Source organism: Streptomyces sp. NPDC101181, from assembly GCF_044767975.1.
Lineage (GTDB): Bacteria > Actinomycetota > Actinomycetes > Streptomycetales > Streptomycetaceae > Streptomyces.
Map to the genome: position 1 here is coordinate 173,442 of NZ_JBIWOX010000012.1, position 22,102 is coordinate 195,543.

A 22,102-nucleotide genomic window follows, 5' to 3' on the forward strand; every position below is an offset into this window, starting at 1 on the left:
ACGCGGGCGGCTCCGGGCGGGCCCCTTCGGCCCCGCCCGGCTCTCGTGTCCCGATTCCGCGCACCCGGTGGCGGTCAGTGCGGTGAGGACGCCACGCGGACGCGGTCACTCCCGCCGTCGGAGAGGAACGAGGCCAGCCGTCGGCCCTCCTCGGCCACCTCCGCACGGTCGGCCCTGGAGAAGGGCCGCAGCGGCGCGACGCTGACGACTCCCTCGGCGACCGTCCAGGTGGCGGCGGTCCGGCCGTCGACCAGCACCACGCGCTCACCGGCGACCGAGAGGCCCCGGTGGGCGTCGTCGATGATCCGGCCGCGCTCCTGGTAACCGAGGATCGCGTTGTCGAAGGCGGGCAGGAACCGTACCGGCGCGGGAGTGCCGGGGTCCGGGCGGGGCGCGTCGGGGAGGTCGAGCAGCTCCCGGCCGCGCTCGTCGCGGAAGCTGACCAGTTCACCCCGGACGGCGGCCACCGCGCCGGGCAGCCCGGCCAGGCCGGACCAGGCCCGCAGGTCCGCCGTGGCGGCGGGGCCGAAGGCGGCCAGATAGCGGCGCACCAGCGCCCGGCCGACCGGGTCGGCGCCCTCGGGGGCGGGCGGGTCGACCGGGCGGCCGAGCCACGAGGCGAGCGCGACGTTGCGCACCCCGCCCTTGGTCCGCCAGAGCCCCCGGGGTGGCGCCTGGGCCATCGGCACGAGGGCGGCGACGACCACCTCACCGAGGGGCCGCGCCCCCGGCCCCGGCCAGCGGGGAGTCAGTTCCCGGACGATCTCAGCCGTTGCACGGGGTTGGCCGTCGGCCATCAACTCCCGCGCTTCTCGGGACAGTTCATCGAGGTCGACGCCTTTCAGCTCGTCCCGGTAGACGCCGAGCACCCGTTGCCGCAGCATCGCGTCGTGACGGGCCCGCCAGGCGAGGACATCGGTGGCGGTGACGAGGTGGACCGTACGGCGCATCAGATGGGTGCGCACCAGGGCCCGGGACGTCAGCAGCTCGGAGAGGGCCGCCGGATCGAAGGCGGTGAGCCGCGACCAGAGTCCGGTGAAGGGTTCCTGCGGCTCCTGGGCCTGGAGGCCGCAGAGATGGGCCACGGCCTCCACGGCCGGCAGGTCGGCGCGGTCGAGCAGCAGCTGCCGGGCGAGGGTGGCGCGGTTGAGCGCCCGGTTGTCGAGGACGGTCATCGGTCGCGCTCCCGGGGGATCAGGTCGACTGCCGGCCGTCGATGCTCTCGCGCAGGATATCCGCATGCCCGGCGTGCTGGGCGGTCTCCGCGACGAGGTGGACCAGCACCCGGCGTACGCTCCAGGCCGCGCCGGGCTCGTTCCAGGGCGCGTCGGGCAGCGGGTGCGCGGCGGAGAGGTCGGGGACCGCGGCGACGATCTTCTCGGTGCGGGCGGCGGCCTGCTCGTAGTCGTGCAGGATCCCGGACACCGTCTCGCCCGGCAGCATCCGGAACTCCTGGTCCCGGTCGATCGCCCACTGCGGGAGTTCCCGGGCCGTCCCGGCCATCAGGTCGTCCCAGGTGACCCCGTCGGGCAGCGCGAAGGACATCGCCGAGGGGCCCTCAGTGACGAAGTTGAGCCAGCCGGTCTCCGTGGCCGTGACGTGCTTGACCAGTCCGCCCAGGCACAGCGCGCTGACCGTGGGGCGCCGCGCGGCCTGCTCGTCGTCGAGACCGCGCACGGTGGCGGTGAGGGCGGACCGGGCGGCGGCCAGCGAGGCGAGCAGCTCGGCCCGCTCGCCGTCGAGGGAGGAGACGGATGCGGCAGAGGAGCTGGGGGAGGCGGAGGAGTCGGGGGTGGGCGTGGAGGCCATGGTGATCGGGTCCTTCCGGGGGTTCTCGTTGTCCGGTTCGAGATCCACTCTTCCAGGAGAAGAGGACAGGGAGTGTCCTCCACTCCGTCGCATACTGACCGCATGCCGAAAACTTCCGCGCGCCTGCTGTCGCTGCTCTCCCTGCTCCAGGCACGCCGGGACTGGCCGGGGCAGGCGCTCGCCGAGCGGCTGGGGGTCAGTGCGCGCACGGTACGCCGGGACGTCGACCGGCTGCGTGAACTCGGCTATCCGATCGCGGCCGTGAAGGGACCCGACGGCGGCTACCGGCTGGACGCGGGCGCGCGGCTGCCGCCGTTGCTGTTCGACGACGACCAGGCCGTCGCCCTGGCGGTGGCGCTGCGCACCGCTGCCGCGACGGGGGCCGGGATCGGTGAGGCGGCGGCCCGTGCGCTCACCACGGTCCGGCAGGTGATGCCCGCCCGGCTGCGCCACCGGCTGGACGCCCTGCGGATCACCGCCGTGGAACCCGCGGACAGGCGGCCCGGACCGCAGGCCGACCCCCGGGTCCTGATGGAGCTGAGCGCGGCCGTCCACGCCTGCGAGGTGCTGCGCTTCGACCACTCCCCCGCGTACGCGCCGCCCCGGGACGAGGCGGAGGGGGGTACCGCGCGGCCGCGCCGGGTGGAGCCGCACCACCTCGTCACCTGGGGCGGGCGGTGGTATCTCGTCGGCTGGGACCTCGACCGGGCGGACTGGCGCACCTTCCGAGTGGACCGGATCGTTCCGCGCGCCCCCACCGGTCCCCGCTTCACCCCGCGCGAGGTGCCCGGAGGGGACGTGGCCGCCTTCGTCGCCGCGCGGTTCCGGGGCTCCGACGGCCCCGGCGGGTGGCCCTGCCGGGGCGAGGCGGTCCTCGCCCTGCCCGCGTCCGTGGTGGCCGGACACCTCCGGGACGGGGTCGTGGAGGAGTTGGGCCCGGACCGCTGCCGCCTGGTCCTGGGCGCCTGGTCGTGGGTGGGCCTGGCGGCCGCCGTCGGCAGATTCGACGCCGACTTCGAGATCGTCGGTCCGCAGGAGTTCCGGGACGCCGTCGCGGGGTTGGCCCGGCGCTACGCCCGCGCGGCGGAGCCGCCCGGCGACGAGGGGGCAGCCCTACGGCACAGCCCTTAGGGTGCCAGCGGTTCGACCAGGCGGGTGTCGTCCTTCGGCTCGTCGGACCAGGACGTGGTGACGGACGAGGTGACGTTGCCCGCCAGGCCGAGCACCAGGAACAGCACCACGAGCCACTTCGCGGCCGCGCTCATGACCAGCGGGCGGGTCGAGGAGCGCCGCGCCTCCCGCTCCGCGGTGAACGCGTCGTCACCGAAGAGGCCCTTGGGGTAGGCCGGGGTGAGCATCATGGCGTACGCGGTGAACCGCATCCGGTAGCGCAGGGTGGCGGCCGTCGCCTCGAACAGCGGTTTCGGCATCCGCCCCAGGGCCAGGGTGATCACCCACCAGACGAACCCCAGCGCCCACCACCCGTACACGGCGAGGCTCTGCACGATCGCCGCCGGGATCATCAGGAAGATGCGGAAGAGGACCGCGAGCCGGTTGAGCGGGGTGGGCCGTACCTCGATCCGGGCCGGGTAGTCGGCGGGCGGGGTCAGGGCGAACGGCGGGTAGCGGTCGATCAGCAGCATGTCGCTCGCCGAGACGCGCATGTCGTACCCGAGGACGCCGGTGAGGAACCGGAACACCGGGTCGGGCAGCCGCCCCAGCGCCAGGGCGGCGAACCATCCGAAGACGACGGTGAAGAACGCCGCGATGTGCAGGAAGAACAGCACGATGAAATGCGGGATCAGCATCAGGAGACGCAGCAGGACGGTCAGCCGTCGCTGACGCGGGGGCTCGACGATGTCCAAGGCCGGCCGGAACTCGGTCTCGTCCCGCTCGGCGCGTCCTGGGCTCCACTGGCCTTCGGCCATGTCGCATCTCCTCGGCAGGGTGTCCGTGCGCCGTGCGCGCGCAGGACGTCCTCCCACCGTGTGCCGAGGCGTGGACACGCGCAAACGGCCCGGCCCGAACGGGTGCCCGAGCCAGGCCGTGCGCCTCCGGTCAGCGCCCGCGCAGCCGGGCGAGCAGGGAGCCGCCGCCCCTCGGCGAACGGTCCTCGGGTCCGGACTCGGACGTCGGCCGGGACTTCGGCCGGGCTGCGGGACGCGGCGTGCGCCGGGACTCGCCCTCGCCCTTCGGCCCGGTCTGCCGGGCGAAGGGCGTCTTCCGCTCCCCCTGCGGCTTCCGCGCCCTCTGCGGCTTCTCCGTCTTCTCCATCCGCGCCCGCTCCGGCGTCGGCTCCCGGTCCCGGTCCGCGGCGGCCGGGGCGGAGTCGTCGGTGTACACGTAATAGCGGTGGCTGAGGCGGCGGCCCAGCACCAGGTAGCCCAGCAGGGCTCCCGTCGTGTTCAGGATGACGTCGTCGATGTCGAAGGCGCGCCCCGTGACCAGGGCCCCCTGGATGAGTTCGACGATCGCCATGGCCGCGGCGGTCAGCAGCGTCATACGGATCATCCGCATCCGGCGCGGGACGAAGAACGGGAGCAGGATGCCGAACGGCACTCCCAGCAGCACATTGCCGCCCGCCTGCTTGCACGCGGCGAGGAAGGTGTAGTCCTCGGCGTACTGACGCAGCGAACGGCCCGGTTGCAGATTGGACGTGACGAGGTCCTCGGAGGCCGGTGAGGGGGTGAGCGTCACCTTGGCGAGGAAGACGGAGAAGGCCACGAGTCCCAGCAGCACCGCTGACAGGACAGCCATCCGGACCAGCACACGTACCCATGTCCCCTGCCGCGCCTGGGGACTCGCCTCTGCAGTCATGGCGGACAGATGCCCCCGACCGGCCGGACCACACGCACCGGGCGGCCGGACCGCGAAACTCCCGGACGTCCGTCGACGTCCGTCCCCCGCGGCCTGCGACGATGTGCGCATGAGCGCACAGACGAAGACGGACCTGCTGGACGAGACGGAGCGGCTGCGCGGTGAGGGCAGCCCCGAGGAGGCGCGGGAGCGGCTTCTCGCTCTGACCGCCCAGTACCCCGACGACGCCGAGGTGGCCTACCGGACGGCGGTGATCCACGACGTGCTGGGGCTGGAGGCCGAGGCGGTGCCGTATTACGAACGCTGCCTGGCGAAGCCGGAACTCGGTAGCCGGAACCGGCGCGGGGCGCTGCTCGGGCTGGGCAGTACCTACCGGGTGCTGGGCCGGTACGGGCAGGCGGTGGAGACGCTGCGCCGGGGCGTGGAGGAGTTCCCGGAGGACGGTGCGCTGCGGACGTTCCTGTCGATGGCCCTGTACAACACCGGTGAGCATCACGAGGCGATGCGGCTGCTCCTGGAACTGACCGCCTCGACCAGCGAGGACCCGTACGTACGGGAGTACCGGCGGGCCATCGAGCAGTACGCGAAGGACCTCCACGAGACGGTATGACCCCCGTGGCCATGGCCCGCTGCTCCGGCTCGGCGGGCCGTGGCGGGGAAAGGGGAAGCCCCGGCCGGATCGGGGGAATCCAGCCGGGGCGGCTTGAGCGCGGGTGTGCGGGCCGGGTCGCCCCGGGGGAAGGCGGTCCCGGGCTCCGGCTGTCCGGCTCACCGGCGAAGCCGGGGAGCGGGCCGGGGCGTGGCCCCTCACATCCACGTATAGATGAACGATAAACCATCCCCGGCTGTTCCCGGGAACCCGCCTCCGCCGATGCGATCCGGACCCTGTGGCCACATCTCGCGCCCGGCGGCGGAACCGGCTCGCGCGGGCACCGCAACTCACCTCGGGCGAAAGCCCGTTCGGTCCGTCACCGCCCCGCTCAGCCGGGGGCACATGCCAGGAGCAACACCGTATCGAGTGTTGCCAAATCTCTTACGAGCCGCTGCGGCCTGTGCGACAGTCGGTAGCGGCCCACCCCTCAGAACCGGCTGCGCCGCGCCTGTATCGGAGTACGAGATGCCGACCCCCCAGTTCGCGGACCACCCCGCACCACAGCCCCCCGCCGACGAGGCCGTGGACGCCCTGATCGACCGGGCGCGCCGGCTGCGCGGAGACGTGGACGCCGTACGGCGGGACGCTGTCCTGTTCCACGAGGACGATCCCCAGTCGCGCTGGCAGCGCGCGCTGTACGAGCTGGCCGTGCACCACCTGGACAACCTCGACGAGCATCTGGGACAGCTCAGGGCGGGTCTCCCGGCCCAGCGGGCCGAGGCCCCCGCCCCACGCGCCGACGACCTGGAGCCGGACGATCCGCGGACCGGCTCCCCGCTCAGCCGGGTGGGCAGCGCCGAGTGGAACCTCCTCACCGACGAGGTCAGCTGGTCCGACGAGCTGTACGAGATCTTCGGCAGGCCGCCCGGCTCGCCGCCGCTCTCCCTGGACGACCTGCCTGCGGTGCTGGTGCCCGACGACCAGCCGCTGCTGACCGCCATGGTCACGGGCTGCCTTGTCGACGGGCGGCCGATGGACGGCGAGTTCCGGATCATCCGCCCCGACGGGGGGATGCTCACCCTGCACATGGCGGGTGAGCCGGTCCTCGACGCCCAGGGCTGCACCGCTTCGATGTGGGCGGTGATCCGGGACGTCAGCGAGCTGCGGCGCGGCGAGCGGACGGCCGACGGCAGCGGCGCGTCGGTGCGGCGCGAGGCGCACATCGAGCGGACCGAGCACCGGATGGCGGTCGAGTTCCGGGAGACCGTCCTGCCGCCGTGGCGCGGACCGCTCCGCCTGCCGCACCAGGGGACCGGGGCCGCTCTGGACGTCGCCGCGCACTACCTCCCCTCCGCCTCCAGCGGGCTCATCGGCGGCGACTGGTACGACGCGATGCAGCTGCCGGACGGGCGCACCCTGCTGACCGTCGGCGACCTCACCGGGCACGGCATCCCCGCCACCTCCGCGATGGCGATGATCCTGGGCGCGCTGCGCGGCATGGCGGTCGCCGGTATCGAGCCGGGCCCGCTGATGGGACACCTCGACCAGCTGCTCGCGTCCTCGATGCAGCCGGCCCTGGGCAGCGCCCTGTGCTGCCGTTTCGACCCGGACGGCTCGGTCCTGTCCTGGGCGCAGGCCGGACACCCCGCCCCGCTGCTCTTCCGCGACGGGTCGGGACGGCAGCTGCCCGCGGCGGACGGGGTGCTGCTCGGCGCCGCCTCCACGGTCGCCTTCGAGCAGGACGAGGTGCGGCTGCTCCCCGGCGACGTGCTCGTCCTGCACACCGACGGCCTGACGCGCCGCAGCGACCGGGGTGCGGGCCCGGAGGCGCTGCTGGAGCTCGCCCCCCGCCTCGCCGCGGCCCGTACGGCACAGGAGTGCGTACGGAGCGTCGTCGAGGAGTTCGGCGGGAGCGAGCGTCTGGACGACGCGTGTGTGCTGGTGGCCCGGGTCGGGGCGTGACCCGGGTCGGGGCGTGAGGGAGCGCCGTACGACGGCGTTACGGCATCCCGTCCTCGTCCTCCCGGTTCATCCGCTCCGGATGCTCCGGGCCCCCTGACCGGTCCGTCCCGTGCGGGACCCCCGCGGCCTCGCCCGGGTCAGATCCGGGTCCCCTTGCCGGTCTGCTTCTGGCTCGGCGGCATCGCCTGCTCGATCTCCTCGCGCAGCTCCTGGATTTTGGCGTGCCCCGCGAACTGCCCGGTGAGCCGGTACATCTCGCGGAGCCGGTCCCAGGTGCGGTGCGAGGAGGTCTCCCCCATCGACACCAGGGCGAGCCTGGCGTAACGGCCGCCCTGCTCGGGGTCGTTGGCGATGAAGCAGGCCGAGGCGAGGGAGATGTGGTCGAAGAGCCTGGAGCGCTGGCGTTCGCTGACCCGCAGCTCCAGGGCCCGCTTGGCGTGGCGCTGAGCGATGACCGCGGCGCCCGGGTCGTGGTCGGCCAGGGTGCGGAAGGCCAGCGCCTGCATGCCGTACAGGTCGGCCTCGTCGAACATCTGCATCCAACTGGGCGGCGGCACGTCGCCCTTGTCCGAGACGAACAGCTCCTCGGCCTCGCCGAGCGTGCGCCGCATCGCCTGGCCGCGGCCCATCGCGGCCTGTGCCCAGGCCTCGATGGTGTGCAGCATGGCCCGGGTGCGCGGCAGAGCTTCGTCGCCGGAGCCGGACGTGGCGAGCTTCATCAGGTCCAGGGCGTCGCCGGGGCGGCCCAGGTGCACCATCTGGCGGGCCGCCCGGGACAGCGCCTCACCGGCGCGCGGCCGGTCGCCGCCCTCCCGGGCCGCGTGGGCGGCGATGACGAAGTACTTCTGGGCGGTGGGTTCCAGGCCGACGTCGTGCGACATCCACCCGGCCAGTACGGCCAGGTTGGCGGCGACGCCCCACAACCGCCGTTGCAGGTGCTCGGGGTGGCGGTAGGCGAGCATCCCGCCCACCTCGTTGAGCTGCCCCACGACAGCCTTGCGCTGGAGCCCGCCGCCGCGGGAGGCGTCCCAGGCGCGGAACACCTCGACCGAGTGCTCCAGGGCCTCGATCTCGTCCGAGCCGACGGGCGCGGCCTCGTACCGGTCGAAACCGGCGGTGTCCGCGTGCAGGGGGCCGTGGGTGCATGGCGCGTCGGCCGCCGGAGCGGGAGCGCTGTGCAGCCAGTCGTACATGGGCCTTGCGATGGTTGAGCCGGTGGCGAGTGCGGCGCCCGCACCCACCAGGCCGCGACGGTTGAGCATGAGGTCCATTCCCGTGAATTCGGTGAGGACCGCTGCCGTCCGTTCGGGCGCCCACGGCAGTTGATCGGGATTGTGTTCCGTCCCGGAGTCACGCCGTTTCCCCACACGCCCGCGTCGGCCGAACCCGAGGTCCTCGATGGTCACGACACGGCCGAGCCGCTCGGTGAACAGAGCTGCCAGCACCTTCGGCACGGGGTCACGGGGGGACTCCCCCATGTCGATCCAGCGCCTGACCCGTGAGGTGTCGGTGGCCAGCTGCGGGTGGCCCATGGCCGCCGCCTGCCGGTTCACCATTCTCGCGAGTTCGCCCTTGGACCAGCCGGCCAGGCCGAACAGGTCGGAAAGACGGGTGTTGGGTTCTCCGGTCACGTCAAGCCCCCAGGTTCTCGGCTGACTTGACACTAACCCCCTGTCAGGTGCGCCGGGACTATTCGCCAGGGTTCGCCAGGGTCCGCCAGATGGTCTGCCACCCGTGACCCGTTGTCAGGTAGGAAAGCGCCACCCCGCCCGGCAGCCCTCGGTACTCCCCAGGGTGCCGAACGGCCGTCGGCCGGGTTGGCGCACGTACCTTGTCGGCGCACGAAGGGATCTGTCTCGCCCATGTACACAGCATCGTCCTCCGTGTCCGCCCCGCCCCGTCCGCTGCGCCCGATGGGCGCGGGCGGCGGGCCCTATCTCGCCCCCCACCCCGGCGCCGCGGCGCCGGGTCCGGGCGGCCGGGCCCGACGGGCCCCGGGAGCGGGGACCGGACCGCTCAGCGGAAGGATCGACCTGTCCGGCCCGCAGGGCGCGCAGGTGCGGATGGCCATCGCCTCCGTGCAGCGCATCTGCCCCGAATTCAACCCGGTGCAGGTGCTGCGGCGCAGCGGCCGCTCGGTCCTGATCGTCGGAATGACCGGGCGGACCACCGCCGTGGCGAAGTGTTTACTGGACCACTCCCCCGCGTGGACGGAGCGGTTCCGGCACGAGATAGCGGCGTACCGCGCGTTCGTCCGGCACCGTCCTCCGGTACGGGCGCCCCGGCTGATCGCGGCGGACCCGGAGAACTGCACGCTGGTCATCGAGCGAATGCCCGGCCGGGTCGCGGCCCTTACCCGGCACCCCACCGAGGCGCCGCCGCGGGCCGACATCCGCGCCGTGCTGGGCGCCATCAGCCGGGTGAACACCTGGCGGCCGCCGCCCGGACTGTTCGAGGCGCCGCTCGACTACGCCTCCCGGATCGCGCGCTACCACGAACTGGGGCTGTTCACCGACCGCGATCTCGGCGACCTCCAGAAGCTGCTGCACGGTCTGGCGCACGCGGGCGGCAAACAGGCCATCATGGGGCAGTTCTGCCACGGTGACGCGCTGCTCTCCAACATCCTGCTGTCGCCGACCGGGCCGGTGCTGGTCGACTGGGAGCACGCCGGCTGGTATCTCCCGGGGTACGACCTGGCGACGCTGTGGACGGTGCTCGGGGACGCCCCGGTGGCGCGGCGCCAGATCAGCCAGCTGGCGCAGGCCAGGGGCCCGGCCGCGCGGGACGCGTTCCTGGTGAATCTGATGCTGGTGCTGACCCGGGAGATCCGTAACTACGAGACCGCGGTGCAGCGCACCATGCGCGAGGCGCCCCCGGTGGGCTCCGCGCAGGAACGTCCCGGCGGCCTCTCCTCTGGCGAGGAGCAGCGGCTGCTGCTGCGCAGGCTGCACGACGACTGCGCGATGGCGCGACGGGCCGTGCGGGCGGCGGTCGGCACGCGCTGACCCCGGGCGTGACAGCCGCCGCCCCGCACCGCCTTCGGTGCGGGGCGGCCGCATGCGCCGCGAGCCCTCCGGCCGATCGCCTGCCGGGGGATCACGGTGCCGCCGGGATGGGCCACCGTGCCGGGGAACAGCGCGCTGCGGGAGCCGGTGCCGAAGCACCGGCTCCCGCAGCGCGCTGTTCCCCCTATCCGCCCGTGCCGCGTGACCGTATGCCCGCGCGTCCACGCTTCCGCGCACGCGCATATCAGCGTGTCCGCGCGATGACACGGCGTCGCTTCCACGGCCCTGGCGGGTGAGGCCCGCCACGAGACCCACGTCACGTACGACCTCCGTTAGTGGATGCCGCCCGGCCCGTTCGGCGTAACCGGACGCTCAAGTGGCCCATAATCGAGCATTCCACGACGAAGCGTAGTAATGACGGTCATTGCTTCCTGTACCGGACGCCGCTAACCATGGATTCCGGCAAGCACCGAGCACGAGCCAGCGACGAACGCCCACCGGCGGCCGCGGCCGACACCTCGGGCTCAGCCGACGCGGCGCGAAGGCCGCGCAGCCCGTCCCCCATCAGGAAGAGCTCACGCATGCCCCGCATCTCCACCCTGCGCATCACCCGTACGCACAAGCTCGCCACCGCCGCACTCGTCGCGGCAGGCTCCGTCTCCGCCATAGCCGCCACCAGCGCGCAGGGCGACACGCCGCCCGCCGCCGCGCACTCCTCCGTGGCCGTCGAGCCGGTCGCCGCCGCGGGCATCCCCACCGCGAAGGACGCAGCGGAGAAGAAGGCGGCCGCGCAGACCGCCGCGAAGAAGACCGCTGCGAAGGAGGCCGCCGCGAAGAAGGCCGTGGCCGACCGCAAGGCCACCGCCGAGCGGGCCGCCGCGAAGGAGCGCTCCGAGAAGCAGGCAGCGGGCCGCTCCGCCGAGCGCAAGGCCGTCTCGCCGAAGCAGTACGCGAACAACCTCGACGGCTGGATCCGCGAGTCGCTCGACATCATGGAGAAGAAGGACATCCCCGGTTCCTACGAGGGCCTGCACCGCAACATCATGCGCGAGTCCAGCGGCAACCCGAACGCCGTCAACGACTGGGACATCAACGCGCGCAACGGCATCCCCTCCAAGGGTCTGCTCCAGGTGATCCAGCCCACCTTCGACGCCTACCACGTCAAGGGCACCCCGAAGAAGCTCACCGACCCGGTCGCCAACATCACCGCCGCCGCCAACTACGCCGCCGACCGCTACGGCTCGATCGACAACGTCGACTCCGCCTACTGAGCCGATATCACTAGCGTGCCGATCATGTGACTAGTGGTCATCGTGCGTGCCCCGGATGGCCGCAGGGTAGTGCTGGCGCGGACACCACCGGTCCGCGCGGCCACCGCGCGGAGGCTTCTGGAAAGGCCTGACGCACATGGCACAGCCCTTCTCACTGCCGGACTTCTACGTTCCGTATCCGGCCCGGCTCAACCCTCACGTGGAGGCGGCACGCACGCACACCCGGGAGTGGGCCCGCTCCATGGGGATGCTGGAGGGGTCCGGCGTCTGGGAGGAGAAGGACCTGGAGGCGCACGACTACGCCCTGCTGTGCGCCCACACCCACCCCGACTGCTCGGCGCAGGCGCTCTCACTCGTCACCGACTGGTACGTGTGGGTCTTCTTCTTCGACGACCACTTCCTGGAACTGTTCAAGCGCACCCCCGACCGCGAGGGGGCCAAGCGCTATCTGGACCGGCTTCCGGCCTTCATGCCGATGGCCCGTGACGCTCCGGTCCCGCAGCCGGAGAACCCGGTCGAGGCGGGGCTGGCGGATCTGTGGGCCCGCACGGTCCCTTCGATGTCGGACGCCTGGCGGGCCAGGTTCGCCGAGTCGACCGAGAACCTGCTGAACGAGTCGATGTGGGAGCTCTCCAACATCCACGAGGGCCGCGTGGCGAACCCCGTCGAGTACATCGAGATGCGCCGGAAGGTGGGTGGCGCGCCCTGGTCGGCGGGTCTGGTGGAGTACGCGGCCGACGCCGAGGTGCCCGCGGTGGTCGCCGGGGCCCGGCCGCTGCGCGTCCTGCGGGACGCCTTCTCCGACGCGGTGCACCTGCGCAACGACCTCTTCTCCTACCAGCGCGAGGTGGAGGAGGAGGGCGAGAACAGCAACGGTGTGCTGGTGCTGGAGAAGTTCCTCGGCTGCTCCACGCAGGAGGCCGCCGAGGCCGTGAACGACCTGCTGACCTCACGGCTCCAGCAGTTCGAGAACACCGCCCTGACCGAACTCGGGCCGCTCTGCGCCGAGAAGGGCCTCGACCCCGCGGAGAGCGCCGCCGTCCTCGCGTATGTGAAGGGGCTCCAGGACTGGCAGTCCGGCGGCCACGCATGGCACCTGCGCTCCAGCCGCTACATGAACGGCGGCGGCGAAGGCGAGGCCGTGCCCGGTGCCGCCGGGTCCGCCGCCTCGGTCAGGTTCACCCTCCGTTCGGAGACCGCGCGGGCCCGCCGACAGAGCCATGTGCCCTACCAGCACGTGGGCCCCTCGCTGCTGCCCGCCTTCGACCTCCCGTTCGGCACGACGCTCAGCCCGCATCTGGAGGGGGCCCGGGTGCGGCTGGTGGAGTGGGCGCGGCGGATGGGCATCCTGGAGGCACAGCCCGGTGTTCCGGGTTCGCACATCTGGGACGAGGACCGGATCGTGGCGATCGACCTGCCGCTGTGCGCGGCGGGCATCCACCCGGACGCCACCCCGGACGGACTCGACCTGTCCTCGGGGTGGCTGGCCTGGGGGACGTACGGGGACGACTGGTTCCCGGTGGTGCACGGGCGCACCCGGGACCTGGCGGGGGCGCGGCTCGCCAACGAGCGGCTGTCGCTGTTCATGCCGCTGGACAACGGCGGCACGCCGGAGCCGGTGAACGCCCTGGAGCGGAGTCTGGGGGACCTGTGGCACCGGACGGCCGCCCCCATGGACGAGGCGGGACGGCGGACCTTCCGGACCGCGGTCGAGTCGATGACCGAGAGCTGGCTGTGGGAGCTGGCGAACCAGGCGCAGAACCGCGTGCCCGACCCGGTGGACTACGTGGAGATGCGCCGGGCGACGTTCGGCTCGGACCTGACGATGAGCCTGTGCCGGCTCGGGCACGGCCGGAAGGTCCCCCAGGAGGTCTACCGCAGCGGTCCGATGCGCTCCCTGGAGAACGCGGCGGCCGACTACGCGTGTCTGCTGAACGACCTGTTCTCGTACCAGAAGGAGATCGAGTACGAGGGCGAGGTGCACAACGGGGTCCTGGTGGTGCAGAACTTCTTCGGGGTGGACTATCCGACGGGCGTGGCGATCGTGCACGACCTGATGACGTCGCGGCTGCGGCAGTTCCTGCACGTCGCCGAGGTGGAACTGCCCGTGCTGTACGACGACTTCGGCCTGGACGCCCAGGCGCGGGAGATCCTGGCGGGCTATGTGCTGGAGCTGAAGCACTGGCTGGCGGGGATCCTGGTCTGGCACCGGGGCTGCCGCCGCTACCGCGAGGAGGATCTGCGGCGCGGCCACGGCGCTCCCCCGCGACTGAGCGGGCCCACCGGCCCCGGCACCTCCGCGGCGCGCGTGACCCGGCTGCTGGCCGGGGCGGCGAGCGGCCAGGGGTAGTGCGGCCGGGGGTAGTCCGGGTGGCCGGGGCCACGCCGTAGGGCCGCGGCCGCACCCCGGGGAGGGGCCGCGCCAGCCGGGCGGGCGGTCGACCCGGGGAGCGTGGCCCTGTCGTGGTACGTCCACGACGGGGCCGGGCGGCATATGCGGCAGGCCTATGCAGATACGTTTCAGCCTTGCTGGAACAGCTCCGCGGGCAGGGGCTTGAGGAGGGTGTACAGGTCGTCGGTGATCGGCCGGTCCCAGCTGGCGATGGTCACCAGGACGCCGTCGCTGCGGTCGAACTGCACACAGGCGATCCGGCTCTCGGAGAGCTTGACGCGGTGGACGATGAGCAGGTTGTCGCCCTGCATCACGGGGACGTCCTCGGAGCTGACGACCTCGACCGGCTCGTCGTTCTCCAGGGCGAGCAGCAGCTGGGCCACCTCGAAGGGGACCTGCCCCTCCTCGGTCTCCCTGGCGGGCGATCCGGCCGGGAGGTTGCCGATGATCATGGCGGGGCCGCGGCCGCCGTACAGGTCGTAGCGGAGGAAGACGCCCTGGCAGCTGCCGTCGGGGGCGGGGAGCAGACCGGCGCCGAGGTTGCCGGGCCAGTCCCCCGGGTCCATGGCCAGGACGTCGAAGTCCGGGCCCGCGGGTGTGGCGGCGCTACGGCGGCGGAGGAAGGACATGCAGCCATGGTACGTGTCCGGGCTCACGCCGCCGAGCCGGGCCCGGGTCGGCGGCGCACAGCGATGGACTAATGTTCATCTCGGCCATAAACATTAGAACGAGGTAGGGGGATCCCATGGACGGCCTGCGGCAACTCCTGCGCGGCATCGAGGTGTTCGACGGGGAGCTGCCCTCCTTCGACCCGAAGGACGCACCGGACTCCCCCGTGGATCTCTTCACCCAGTGGCTCCTGCACGCCCTGCGGTCGGGGGTCCGCGAACCACATGCGATGACGCTGTCGACGGCGGGCGCGGACGGCGATCCGACAGCCCGCACCCTGATCCTCAAGGACGTCTCCGCCGAGGGCTGGGCGTTCGCCTCGGACGCGGGCGGCGTCAAGGGCCGTGATCTGGCGCAGCGGCCGTTCGCCGCGCTGACCTTCTACTGGTCCCCGCTCGCCCGGCAGGTCCGGGTGCGCGGCCCGGTGACGGCCGCGAGCCCCGAGGAGAGCGCGGCCGACTTCCTGGCCCGGGGCCCACGGGCCAGGGCCGAGTCGCTGCTCGGGCGGCAGAGCACCCCGCTGGAGGACCCCGTCGAGCGGGAGAGGGCCGTCCGGGAGGCGGCCGGGCGCGTCCAGCGGGACCCCGGTCTCGTACCGCCGGGCTGGAGGCTCCAGCGGGTGCGGCCCACCAGCGTGGAGTTCTGGCAGGGCGACCGGAACCGCGACCACACCCGGCTGAGCTACCACGCGACGCGGGACGGCTGGGAACGCCGACTGCTGTGGCCCTGAGAAGCGCATCCCGGGGGCCGGGGCACCGGACTCAGCCGGCCGGCGGCTCGGCGCCCACCACCCACATGGCGAAGAACTGCGCCCCTCCCCCGTAGGCGTGCCCAAGCGCGCGGGCGGCCCCCTCGACCTGGTGCTCCCCGGCCGTGCCCCGCACCTGGAGGGCGGCCTCCGCGAAGCGGATCATGCCGGACGCGCCGATGGGGTTGGTGGAGAGCACCCCGCCGGAGGGGTTGACCGGCAGGTCGCCGTCGAGTTCGGTGACGCCCGCCTCGGTGAGCTTCCACCCCTCGCCCTCGTCGGCGAAGCCGAGGTTCTCCAGCCACATCGGCTCGTACCAGGAGAACGGTACGTAGATCTCGGCGGCGTCGATCTCCCGGCGCGGGTCGGTGATCCCGGCCTGGCGGTAGACGTCGGCGGCGCAGTCCTGGCCGGCGCGCGGGGAGACGAAGTCCTTGCCCGCGAACAGCGTCGGCTCGCTGCGCATCGCTCCGCCGAGCACCCAGGCGGGCCGGTGCGGGGCGCGGGCCGCCCCGGCCCGGTCGGTGAGGACCATCGCGCAGGCCCCGTCGGACGAGGGGCAGGTCTCGGAGTAGCGGACCGGGTCCCAGAGCATGGGCGAGGACTGGACCTTCTCCAGCGTGATGTCGTGGTCGTGGAGGTGCGCGTAGGGGTTCTTCAGCGCGTTGCGGCGGTCCTTGTAGGCGACGAGGGAGCCGACCGTGCCGGGGGCGCCGGTGCGGCGGATGTAGGCGCGCACGTGCGGGGCGAAGAAGCCGCCCGCGCCGGCCAGCAGCGGCTGCTGGAAGGGGACGGGCAGGGAAAGGCCCCACATGGCGTTGGACTCGGACTGCTTCTCGAAGGCGAGGGTGAGGACGGTGCGGTGGACGCGCGCCGCGACCAGGCCCGCCGCGACGAGCGCGGTGGAGCCGCCGACCGAGCCGGCGGTGTGGACGCGGAGCATCGGCTTTCCGACGGCGCCGAGGGCGTCGGCGAGGTAGAGCTCCGGCATCATGACGCCCTCGAAGAAGTCGGGGGCCTTGCCGATGACGACGGCGTCGACGTCGCTCCAGGTCAGCGCGGCGTCCGCCAGGGCACGGACGGCGGCCTCGCGGACGAGTCCGGCGATGGAGACGTCGCGCCGGGCTGCGACGTGCTTGGTCTGGCCGATGCCGACGACGGCGACGGGCTCCTTAGGCATGAGCGCTCTCCCCTTCCAGGACGGCGACCAGGTTCTGTTGCAGGCAGGGGCCGGAGGTGGCGTGGGCCAGCGCCCGGTCGGACGCGCCGCGGTGGATGCGGGCGGCGGCCTCACCGAGCCGGATGAGTCCGGCGGCCATGATCGGGTTGGCGGCGAGCGCCCCGCCGGAGGGATTGACGACGACGTCGTCCCCGAGCCGCAGGGCCCTGCGCAGGACGACCTCCTGCGAGGTGAACGGGGCGTGCAGCTCCGCGGTGTCGACGGGCCCCTCGAAGGCTCCGGCGCGCTCGGCGGCGAGCCGGGCAGAGGGGCTGTCGGTGAGGTCGCGGACGCCGAGGCTGTGGGCCTCGATGCGGTGGTCGATGCCCCGGATCCAGGCGGGCCGCGCGCACAGGGCGCGGGCGGTGTCCCCGGCGGCGAGGATCACGGCGGCGGCGCCGTCCCCGATGGGCGGGCAGTCGCCGGTACGCAGCGGATGCACGAGGTAGTCGCCCGCGGGCACGTCGCCGGTGAGCTGGGCGCGGGGGTTGCCGGCGGCGGCCTCACGGTTGCGGGCGGCGACCTCGGCGAGGGCTCCTTCGTCGGTGGCCCCCGCGTCGATGAGGGCCTGGGCCTGGAGCGCGGCGAGGGAGACGGAGTCCGGCCAGAGCGGGGCGAGGTAGTAGGGGTCGAGCTGCCGGGTGAGGACGTCGCGGACCTGGCCGGGCGAGGACTTGCCGTAGGAGTAGACGAGGGCGGTGTCCGCCTCGCCGGTGAGGATCTTCACCCACGCCTCGTACAGCGCCCAGGCCCCGTCCATCTCGACGTGGGACTCGGAGATCGGCGGGTGGGCGCCGACCCCGTCGAGCGCCATGGTGAAGGAGAAGGCCCGCCCGGCGAGGTAGTCGGCGGAGCCGGAGCAGGTGAATCCGATCTGGTTGGCCTTCAGGCCGGTCGCGCCCAGCACCTCGTGGAGGACCGGCATCAGCAGGTCGACCTCGGAGAGTTCGTCGGTGCGCCGCCGGTGCGCGCTCTGGGCGAAGGCGACGATCGCCACGTCCCGCATCTACACCAGCTCCTTGTACGTGTCGTAGTCGGCGTCGGACTCCCCGGTGGGCCGGTAGTGGTCCACGTGGCGGGCTCCCTCACCGGGAGCGGCCCAGACGGGCTCGACGCGCAGGCCCATGCGCACCTGGTCGTAGGGGATCCCGGCGATGCGGCCGTGCAGGGCGAGGTCCGCGCCGTCGAGGGCGATGTGGGCGTAGACGTAGGGGACTTCGATGTCCAGGTTCGCCGTGTGGGAGGCCTTGATGTTGACGATGCAGAACGTGGTGACGGTGCCGCGCGGGCCGACCTCGACCTGTTCGGCGGTGGCGACCCCGCAGGTGGGGCAGGCCCCGCGCGGGGGCACGTAGACCTTGCGGCAGGACGGGCAGCGCTCGCCGACGGTGCGGCGCTCCTCCAGGGTCTTGAGGTAGGCGCTCTGGGCGCGGCCTGGGGTGTGGACGTAGTCGAGCCGGGCGGGGACCACGACGCCGGTGACCGGTTCGGTGAACTCCCCTGTGTGCGGGACGGGTTCGGCGGGGCCGGGCTCGCCCTCGTACGGTTCGAAGCAGGCGATGTCGGTGATGGCGCCGGTGCGTCGCGCGGCCCAGCGGACACGGACGCGCATCCCGGTGCGCACGGCGTCCGGGCCGGGCGCGTCCAGGGCGTGCAGGAGCGCGGTGTCCGCACCGTCGAGGCGGACGAGCACCCAGGCGAAGGGGGTGTCCAGCGGCTGGTAGGGGCGCGGCGACGGGTTCCAGGACCAGGTGGTGACGGTCCCGGTGGGGGCGACCTCGACCAGCTCCCGCAGTTCGTTCGCGGTGACGGGGTCGTATTCGACGGGCGGGACGAGGACCGTGCCGTCGTCGGTGCGGACGCCGAGGACGGTGCGTTCGCGCAGTCCCGTGAGGAAGGCGCTCTGGACGGGCCCGAGGGAGCGGGTGAAGGGGAATTCGACCACCAGCGGGGCGCTGAGGACGTCGGGCATGGCTGCTGCCTCCTTGGTTCGGGACTGCCGCGGCCCGGCAGGCACCGCAGGCGGGCAAGGACTGCCGGGTCGGGTCGGGGTGCTGTGCGCCCGCACTTCTATGCGCGTCGGTAGACGGGCGGGCGTTTCTCCGCGAAGGCGCGGGCGCCCTCCTTGGCGTCCTCGGTGGCGAACACGGGTCGGCCGCGCTTCAGTTCGGCGGCCAGGGCCTCGCTCTCGGTGAGTTCGGCGCCCTCGTAGACGGAGGCCTTGACGGCCTCGACGGCGAGCGGCCCGCAGGCGTTGACGCGCTCGGCGACGGTGAGGGCTTCCTCCAGCGCGGTGCCTTCCGGGACGACCCGGCCGACGAGTCCGACGGCCGCGGCTTCCTGGGCGGTGTACGGGCGGCCGGTGAGGAGCATTTCCAGGGCGTGGGTGCGGGGGATCTGGCGGGGCAGCCGGACGGTGGAACCGCCGATGGGGAAGAGGCCGCGGCGGACCTCGAAGAGTCCGAAGGTGGCGGTGGCCCCGGCGATGCGGATGTCGGTGCCCTGGAGGATCTCCGTGCCGCCCGCGACGCAGGGTCCCTCGACGGCGGCGATCACCGGTTTGCGGGGGCGGTGGTGGCGCAGCATCGCCTTCCAGTGCAGGTCCGGGTCGGCGGTCATCCGCTCCCGGTACTCCTCGCCCTCCATCCCGTCGCCCGCGAGCGCCTTGAGGTCCATGCCCGCGCAGAACGCGCCGCCCGCGCCGGTCAGGACGACGGATCTGATCGTGTCGTCCTCGTCCGCCTCCCTCCAGCCGTCGTAGAGGCCGACGAGCATCGGCAGCGAGAGAGCGTTCCTGGCCCGTGGTCTGTCGAGGGTGAGCACCAGTGTGGCGCCTTCGCGCCGCACGGTGAGGTGTTCCGTACCGCTCATGACCGCCTCCTGTCGTCCAGACCTGGAACAGGTTGCAGGAGCCCGGGACGCAGTTCAATAGTTTTCTGACAGTCAGTCAGATTCCTTGGGCGCCGCCTCTTCCCACCTGTGCCCTCCGGCGCTCTAATGACGGCCGAGTCACCAGTCGTCCGGGGTCAGGAGGAACGGTGGAGTACAACCTTGCCGACCTGTTCGAGTCGGTCGTGGACGTGGTGCCCGACCGCGAGGCACTCCTGTACATCGACCACCCCGGTACGGGCGCGGAGCGACGGCTGACCTACGCGGAGCTGGACAGCGCGGCCAACCGGATCGCCCACCACCTCATCGACGCGGGCGTGCGGCCGGGCGAGCACCTGGGGCTGCACCTCTACAACGGGGTGGAGTACCTCCAGACGGTCCTGGGCGCGCTCAAGGCCCGGGTCGTCCCGGTGAACGTCAACTACCGCTATGTGGCCGATGAGCTGGTCTATCTCTACCGGGACGCGGACCTCGCGGCGCTGGTCTTCGACGGCGAGTTCGACGAGCGGGTGGCGGTGGCCGCCCCGCGGGCCCCGGGGCTGCGCCATCTGATCCGGGTGGGGGCGGCACCGCGGCGGCCCGCTCCCGGGCCCGGGGCCGTGCCGTTCGCCGAGGCCGAGGAGTCCGGCTCCCCGCACCGCGGCTTCGCGCCGCGCTCGGCGGACGACCAGTTCATCATCTACACCGGAGGCACGACCGGTATGCCCAAGGGCGTGATGTGGCGTCAGGAGGACCTGTTCTTCTCGGGACTCGGCGGCGGGGCGCCCACCGGGGACCCGGTGGGACGTCCGCGGGAGCTGGCCGAGCGGGTCGCCGCGGGCGGCGACGGCATCACCTTCTTCCCCACCCCCCCGCTGATGCACGGCACCTCCACCCTGACCGCCTTCATCGGCTTCAACTTCGGCCAGCGCGTGGTCATCCACCGCAAGTTCGTGGCCGAGGAGGTGCTGCGGACCATCGAGCGGGAGAAGGTCACCAGCGTCTCGCTGGTGGGCGACGCGATGCTGCGTCCGCTGATCGACTGTCTCAACGGGCCGCTCGCCGGGACGGACTGCTCGTCGCTCTTCTCCGTCTCCAGCTCCGGGGCGATCATGTCGGACTCGGTGCGGGCGGAGTTCCAGGCGCTCGTACCGACGGTGACGCTGCTGAACAACTTCGGCTCCTCCGAGTCCGGCTTCAACGGCACGGCGACCGCCGACGCGGGGCCCGAGAGGGGCTTCCGGGTGCAGGTCAACGCCCGTACGGCCGTGGTCGATCCGGTGACCCACGAGCCGGTCTCCCCCGGCCGGCCGGGCCGCATCGCGCAGCGGGGCCACGTACCTCTCGGCTACTACAACGACGCGGCCAGGACCGCCGAGACCTTCTTCCGCAAGGGTGAGGAGCGGTGGGTGCTGCTGGGTGACATGGCGACCGTGGACGCGGACGGCGTCGTCACCGTGCTCGGCCGGGGCTCGCAGTGCATCAACACCGGGGGCGAGAAGGTGTATCCGGAGGAGGTCGAGCAGGCGGTGAAGTCCCATCCGGACGTCTATGACGTGCTGGTCGCGGGCGTTCCCGACGAGCGGTGGGGCAGCCGGGTCGCCGCCGTCGTCCAACTCCGGCCTGACGCTCCCGCGTTGGACCTCGATGCCCTCCAGTCGCACTGCCGGACCCGGCTCGCCGGGTACAAGGTCCCGCGCGCCCTGGTCCTCACCGAGGAGATCCGGCGCTCGCCCAGCGGCAAGGCGGACTACCGGTGGGCGAGGACGGTGGCGGCGGGCACCGACGGCTGAGGGCGGCGCGCGGTCCGCCCGCTCACCTCGCGCGCCGGCCCCTCAGGAGAGGCCGAACGAGCGGAGCTCCGCCAGGAACGCCTCGACGGTACGGGCGAAGACGCCGGGGTCGTCCAGCCACGGGAAGTGGCCCGCGCCGCGCTGGACGGTGAATTCGGCGAGCGGGAGGAGCGCGGCCAGCTCGGCCGCCCGGTCCGGGCTCGGGTGGCCGTCGTACTCCCCGGCCAGCACCAGCACCGGTACGGCCAGTTCGCGCAGGGCGGCGGTCGTGGCGGCGGGGTCGAAGGCGCCCGCCGCCGCGTAGTGCCCCCGGGCCTCGGCGTTGGTCTGTCCGGCGGAGGCCGCCGCGTGCGCCTGGGCCGTCTCGTCCCAGCGGCCGTACATGAGCGGCCGGACCCGGGGCCACAGCTCGGCGAACGGCCCTCCGGCCAGAAGCGCCTCCTGCGCGGACCGCGCCTGCGGGTACCAGGGCTCGTCCCGGCGCAGCTCGGCCGCCTCGCGCAGGTCCTGGTCGGTGGCCTCGACCCCCACGGCCCGGGCGCTGGGGGTGACGAGGGTCAGGGTGCGCAGCCGGTCCGGGTGGCGGGCGGCGTACAGCAGGGCGAGGTCGGCGCCCGCCGAGTGGGCGAGCACGTCGATCCGGTCGAGTCCCAGGTGGGCGCGCAGCGCCTCCACGTCGTCGACGAGCCGGTCGCAGCGGTAGGCGGCGGGGTCGTCGGGTGCGCCGGAGTCACCGGTGCCGCGCAGGTCGAGCAGGACGAGCTGCCGCCGGGCGGCGAGGCCCCCGAGGTCACCGAGGTACGCGCTCGCCCGCATCGGCCCGCCGGGCAGACAGATCAGCGGTTCGCCCTCCCCCACCAGGTGGCAGGCGAGCGGGGTCGTGTCGTACGCGGAGAAGATCGGCATGGGGCCATCCAAACAGGCAGTCGGCTGCGTCCGCACCGGGCTTCGCGGCGG

At 73.0% G+C, this 22,102-nt stretch carries 18 protein-coding genes and 1 pseudogene; 8 read left to right on the plus strand and 11 right to left on the minus strand.

The features are described 5' to 3' along the window. Positions 1 to 74: 74 nt before the first annotated feature. Entirely contained in the window at positions 75 to 1,175 is a 1,101-nt protein-coding gene (locus tag ACIRRU_RS19530; protein ID WP_403682015.1) for a winged helix DNA-binding domain-containing protein, read from the minus strand. A 19-nt stretch (positions 1,176 to 1,194) separates the two neighbouring features. Next, positions 1,195 to 1,809, minus strand: a complete 615-nt coding sequence (locus ACIRRU_RS19535; protein ID WP_403682130.1) for a DinB family protein — start codon at positions 1,807 to 1,809, stop codon at positions 1,195 to 1,197. Between the two features lie 102 nt (positions 1,810 to 1,911). Between ACIRRU_RS19535 and ACIRRU_RS19540 the strand changes: the two genes are divergently transcribed. Continuing rightward, complete coding sequence (locus ACIRRU_RS19540) at positions 1,912 to 2,940, plus strand: helix-turn-helix transcriptional regulator (RefSeq protein ID WP_403682018.1); 1,029 nt, start codon at positions 1,912 to 1,914, stop codon at positions 2,938 to 2,940. Here the strand turns inward: ACIRRU_RS19540 and ACIRRU_RS19545 are convergent. Both ACIRRU_RS19545 and ACIRRU_RS19550 read right to left on the minus strand, forming a co-directional pair. Then, positions 2,937 to 3,737, minus strand: coding sequence for a DUF4389 domain-containing protein (locus ACIRRU_RS19545; protein WP_403682020.1), 801 nt, complete (start codon positions 3,735 to 3,737; stop codon positions 2,937 to 2,939). The genes ACIRRU_RS19540 and ACIRRU_RS19545 overlap by 4 nt on opposite strands. 130 nt (positions 3,738 to 3,867) lie before the next feature. Then, entirely contained in the window at positions 3,868 to 4,566 is a 699-nt protein-coding gene (locus ACIRRU_RS19550; RefSeq protein WP_403682022.1) for a VanZ family protein, read from the minus strand. 169 nt (positions 4,567 to 4,735) lie between these two features. On the opposite strand from ACIRRU_RS19550, the gene ACIRRU_RS19555 reads away from it, so the two are divergent. Both ACIRRU_RS19555 and ACIRRU_RS19560 read left to right on the plus strand, forming a co-directional pair. After that, the gene (locus ACIRRU_RS19555; protein ID WP_403682025.1) at positions 4,736 to 5,236 is read left to right on the plus strand and encodes a tetratricopeptide repeat protein; all 501 of its coding nucleotides are present in this window, start codon (positions 4,736 to 4,738) and stop codon (positions 5,234 to 5,236) included. Between the two features lie 507 nt (positions 5,237 to 5,743). Beyond that, on the plus strand, positions 5,744 to 7,180 hold the full coding sequence (locus ACIRRU_RS19560; protein WP_403682027.1) for a PP2C family protein-serine/threonine phosphatase: 1,437 nt from the start codon (positions 5,744 to 5,746) through the stop codon (positions 7,178 to 7,180). 137 nt (positions 7,181 to 7,317) lie between these two features. Here the strand turns inward: ACIRRU_RS19560 and ACIRRU_RS19565 are convergent, their stop codons facing one another. Beyond that, positions 7,318 to 8,811, minus strand: a complete 1,494-nt coding sequence (locus ACIRRU_RS19565; RefSeq protein WP_403682029.1) for a hypothetical protein — start codon at positions 8,809 to 8,811, stop codon at positions 7,318 to 7,320. Between the two features lie 231 nt (positions 8,812 to 9,042). Here ACIRRU_RS19565 and ACIRRU_RS19570 point away from each other — a divergent pair, with 231 nt between their 5' ends. The 3 genes from ACIRRU_RS19570 to ACIRRU_RS19580 all read left to right on the plus strand — a co-directional run bounded on the left by ACIRRU_RS19570 (position 9,043) and on the right by ACIRRU_RS19580 (position 13,806). Beyond that, positions 9,043 to 10,185, plus strand: a complete 1,143-nt coding sequence (locus tag ACIRRU_RS19570) for an aminoglycoside phosphotransferase family protein (protein ID WP_403682032.1) — start codon at positions 9,043 to 9,045, stop codon at positions 10,183 to 10,185. 581 nt (positions 10,186 to 10,766) lie between these two features. Further along, on the plus strand, positions 10,767 to 11,456 hold the full coding sequence (locus ACIRRU_RS19575; protein ID WP_403682034.1) for a transglycosylase SLT domain-containing protein: 690 nt from the start codon (positions 10,767 to 10,769) through the stop codon (positions 11,454 to 11,456). A gap of 136 nt (positions 11,457 to 11,592) precedes the next feature. After that, positions 11,593 to 13,806, plus strand: a complete 2,214-nt coding sequence (locus ACIRRU_RS19580; RefSeq protein WP_403682036.1) for a germacradienol/geosmin synthase — start codon at positions 11,593 to 11,595, stop codon at positions 13,804 to 13,806. Positions 13,807 to 13,976: 170 nt separating this feature from the next. On the opposite strand, the gene ACIRRU_RS19585 is transcribed toward ACIRRU_RS19580, so the two are convergent. After that, entirely contained in the window at positions 13,977 to 14,477 is a 501-nt protein-coding gene (locus tag ACIRRU_RS19585; protein ID WP_363205292.1) for a hypothetical protein, read from the minus strand. 116 nt (positions 14,478 to 14,593) lie between these two features. Here ACIRRU_RS19585 and ACIRRU_RS19590 point away from each other — a divergent pair, with 116 nt between their 5' ends. Then, positions 14,594 to 15,247 (plus strand): pyridoxal 5'-phosphate synthase, encoded by a 654-nt coding sequence (locus ACIRRU_RS19590; RefSeq protein ID WP_403682039.1) that lies wholly within the window; start codon positions 14,594 to 14,596, stop codon positions 15,245 to 15,247. 31 nt (positions 15,248 to 15,278) lie between these two features. On the opposite strand, the gene ACIRRU_RS19595 is transcribed toward ACIRRU_RS19590, so the two are convergent. The 4 genes from ACIRRU_RS19595 to ACIRRU_RS19610 form a co-directional block, all read right to left on the minus strand. Further along, positions 15,279 to 16,445, minus strand: coding sequence for a thiolase domain-containing protein (locus ACIRRU_RS19595; RefSeq protein WP_403682041.1), 1,167 nt, complete (start codon positions 16,443 to 16,445; stop codon positions 15,279 to 15,281). Further along, a complete protein-coding gene (locus ACIRRU_RS19600; RefSeq protein ID WP_403682044.1) occupies positions 16,438 to 17,490 on the minus strand; it encodes a thiolase domain-containing protein in 1,053 nt (350 codons plus the stop codon). Before ACIRRU_RS19600 ends, ACIRRU_RS19595 begins: the two co-directional genes overlap by 8 nt. Continuing rightward, the gene (locus ACIRRU_RS19605; RefSeq protein WP_403682045.1) at positions 17,491 to 18,456 is read right to left on the minus strand and encodes a Zn-ribbon domain-containing OB-fold protein; all 966 of its coding nucleotides are present in this window, start codon (positions 18,454 to 18,456) and stop codon (positions 17,491 to 17,493) included. It abuts the gene before it with no gap. 98 nt (positions 18,457 to 18,554) lie between these two features. Then, complete coding sequence (locus tag ACIRRU_RS19610; protein ID WP_403682048.1) at positions 18,555 to 19,355, minus strand: crotonase/enoyl-CoA hydratase family protein; 801 nt, start codon at positions 19,353 to 19,355, stop codon at positions 18,555 to 18,557. Positions 19,356 to 19,522: 167 nt separating this feature from the next. Here ACIRRU_RS19610 and ACIRRU_RS19615 point away from each other — a divergent pair, with 167 nt between their 5' ends. Further along, on the plus strand, positions 19,523 to 21,145 hold the full coding sequence (locus tag ACIRRU_RS19615; RefSeq protein WP_403682051.1) for an acyl-CoA synthetase: 1,623 nt from the start codon (positions 19,523 to 19,525) through the stop codon (positions 21,143 to 21,145). A gap of 72 nt (positions 21,146 to 21,217) precedes the next feature. Here the strand turns inward: ACIRRU_RS19615 and ACIRRU_RS19620 are convergent. Then, positions 21,218 to 22,051 (minus strand): annotated as a pseudogene (locus ACIRRU_RS19620) (alpha/beta fold hydrolase); the annotation flags it as partial. Positions 22,052 to 22,102: the final 51 nt, after the last annotated feature.

Coding starts and splice junctions, on each gene's coding strand:
- ACIRRU_RS19580 (WP_403682036.1), top strand. CDS start 11,593: ATGGCACAGCCCTTCTCACTGCCGGACTTCTACGTTCCGTATCCGGCC.
- ACIRRU_RS19550 (WP_403682022.1), bottom strand. CDS start 4,566: ATGGCTGTCCTGTCAGCGGTGCTGCTGGGACTCGTGGCCTTCTCCGTC.
- ACIRRU_RS19595 (WP_403682041.1), bottom strand. CDS start 16,445: ATGCCTAAGGAGCCCGTCGCCGTCGTCGGCATCGGCCAGACCAAGCAC.
- ACIRRU_RS19575 (WP_403682034.1), top strand. CDS start 10,767: ATGCCCCGCATCTCCACCCTGCGCATCACCCGTACGCACAAGCTCGCC.
- ACIRRU_RS19570 (WP_403682032.1), top strand. CDS start 9,043: ATGTACACAGCATCGTCCTCCGTGTCCGCCCCGCCCCGTCCGCTGCGC.
- ACIRRU_RS19605 (WP_403682045.1), bottom strand. CDS start 18,456: ATGCCCGACGTCCTCAGCGCCCCGCTGGTGGTCGAATTCCCCTTCACC.
- ACIRRU_RS19545 (WP_403682020.1), bottom strand. CDS start 3,737: ATGGCCGAAGGCCAGTGGAGCCCAGGACGCGCCGAGCGGGACGAGACC.
- ACIRRU_RS19540 (WP_403682018.1), top strand. CDS start 1,912: ATGCCGAAAACTTCCGCGCGCCTGCTGTCGCTGCTCTCCCTGCTCCAG.
- ACIRRU_RS19585 (WP_363205292.1), bottom strand. CDS start 14,477: ATGTCCTTCCTCCGCCGCCGTAGCGCCGCCACACCCGCGGGCCCGGAC.
- ACIRRU_RS19535 (WP_403682130.1), bottom strand. CDS start 1,809: ATGGCCTCCACGCCCACCCCCGACTCCTCCGCCTCCCCCAGCTCCTCT.
- ACIRRU_RS19600 (WP_403682044.1), bottom strand. CDS start 17,490: ATGCGGGACGTGGCGATCGTCGCCTTCGCCCAGAGCGCGCACCGGCGG.
- ACIRRU_RS19555 (WP_403682025.1), top strand. CDS start 4,736: ATGAGCGCACAGACGAAGACGGACCTGCTGGACGAGACGGAGCGGCTG.
- ACIRRU_RS19610 (WP_403682048.1), bottom strand. CDS start 19,355: ATGAGCGGTACGGAACACCTCACCGTGCGGCGCGAAGGCGCCACACTG.
- ACIRRU_RS19590 (WP_403682039.1), top strand. CDS start 14,594: ATGGACGGCCTGCGGCAACTCCTGCGCGGCATCGAGGTGTTCGACGGG.
- ACIRRU_RS19530 (WP_403682015.1), bottom strand. CDS start 1,175: ATGACCGTCCTCGACAACCGGGCGCTCAACCGCGCCACCCTCGCCCGG.
- ACIRRU_RS19560 (WP_403682027.1), top strand. CDS start 5,744: ATGCCGACCCCCCAGTTCGCGGACCACCCCGCACCACAGCCCCCCGCC.